Source organism: Pseudomonas sp. 15C, assembly GCF_055484735.1.
Window position 1 is genome coordinate 1 of record NZ_JBUDGD010000119.1, and the last position, 2,009, is coordinate 2,009.

Annotated in this window: 1 protein-coding gene; it reads left to right on the top strand. The window is 63.5% G+C overall.

Features of this window, described 5'->3' with window-relative positions:
- Positions 1-2,009: RHS repeat-associated core domain-containing protein (locus tag ACYYKW_RS26450; RefSeq protein ID WP_464991585.1), on the top strand; the 2,009-nt coding region annotated here is incomplete at both ends.

Consider the following 2,009-nt stretch of genomic DNA (forward strand, 5'->3'; position numbering starts at 1 on the left):
GTCGGACGGCTGATCGCGCTGATTCCGCCGGACGACGCGCCAACGTCCTACGAGTACCGCAACGGTTTCCTCTACAAGCGTTGCCGAGGCGATGCGGTGTGGATCTATCGGCGCAACGCCGAGGGCGATGTCACTGAAGCGGTCGACCCTGAGGGTCAGGTCACCCATTACTACTACAACGTGCGCGGCCAGTTGTTGTCGATCCGCTACCCGGACAGCAGCCGCCATAAGCTGGTGTGGAATCCGCTTGGCCAGTTGACCGAAGAAACCCTGCCCGATGGCGGTGTGCGACGCTTTTCCTACGACGCATTGGGGCGGCGGACGACCACGGCCGACGAACACGGCGCCGTCACCCGTCAGCAATGGGACGCCGTTGGCCGACTGATCCAGACGACGTTTCCTACCGGCAGCACCCGCGCCTACAGCTACGGCGCTTACGGCCAGGTGACCGCCGAACGCGACGAGCTCGGACGCATTACCCGTTACGAGTACGACGATGACCTGCACCTGGTCTCGCGGCGATTCAATCCCGACGGCACGCAGGTGCAGTACCGCTACGACCATGCGCAACTGCTGCTCACCGAGATCGAGAACGAGTCCGGGGAAAGGTACCGGCTGGACTACACGCCGAGCGGATTGATCCGACAGGAAACCGGGTTTGATGGGCGGCGCACGGCGTATGCCTATGACCTCAACGGGCATCTGCTGGAGAAGACCGAGTTTGGTGATGACGGCTCGCAACTGGTCACCGCCTATAAGCGCGATGCGGCCGGACGCTTGCTGGTCAAGACCCTTCCCGATGGTGTGAAGGTCGAATATTCCTACGACCGCCTCGGTCGGCTGATCGCCGTCGATGACGGCCAAAACCACCCGCTGGCCTTTGAATACGACCGCCAGGATCGGCTGATCACCGAACACCAGGGCTGGGGCACCCTGCGTTATGCCTATGACGCCTGCGGCCAGCTCAAACGTCTGCGCCTGCCGGACAACAGCAAACTCGACTACCACTACGCCAAGGGCGGCGCGCTGACGGCGATCGACCTCAACGGCACGCCGCTGACCCGCCACGTCTACCAGTTCGGCCGCGAAGTGCAGCGCCAGCAAGGCCTGCTGCTCAGCGAATATGCCTACGACGAACAGGGAAGACTGCTCGCCCACGCCGTAGGCCATCAGCGCGATTCAGTCTATCGCCGCGATTATGCCTACAGCGCCAACGGCAACCTCGCGCACATCGCCGACAGCCGCCACGGCCAGCGCACCTACGGCTACGACGCCCTCGACCGACTGATCCGCGTCCGCCATTCCCGCGACGAACTGCCGGAATCCTTCGCCCACGACCCGGCCGGCAACCTGCTGATGCAGGACCGCCCCGGACCGAGCCGGATTCAAGGTAACCGCCTGCTGATGCAGGGCGACCGGCATTACGACTACGACGCCTTCGGCAACCTGATCCGCGAGCGCCGTGGTAAAGCACAAACACTCGTCATCGAATACCGCTACGACAGCCAGCACCGCCTGATCGGCCTGACCCGCCCCGACGGCCAGACCGCCACTTACCAATACGACGCCTTCGGCCGCCGCATCCGCAAAACCGTCGACGGCCAGACCACCGAATTTTTCTGGCAAGGCGACCAAGTCGTCGCCGAAAGCAGCGAGAACGAATACCGCAGCTACGTCTACGAACCCGGCACCTTCCGCCCGCTCGCGCTGCTCGACGGCAAAGGCCCGAAAAAAGCCTGCCCCTTTTACTACCAGCTCGACCACCTCGGCACGCCGCAAGAACTCACCGACTACGGCGGCGACATCGTCTGGTCCGCGCAATACGACGCCTACGGCAAAACCGCCGCGCTGACCCTGGCGGGCGACGACTACCTGAACCAGCCGCTGCGCTTTCAGGGGCAATACTTCGATGCGGAAAGCGGTTTGCATTACAACCGCCACCGGTATTACGACCCGAGGCTGGGGCGGTACCTGACACCGGATCCGATCAAGTTGGCCGGTGGGTTGAA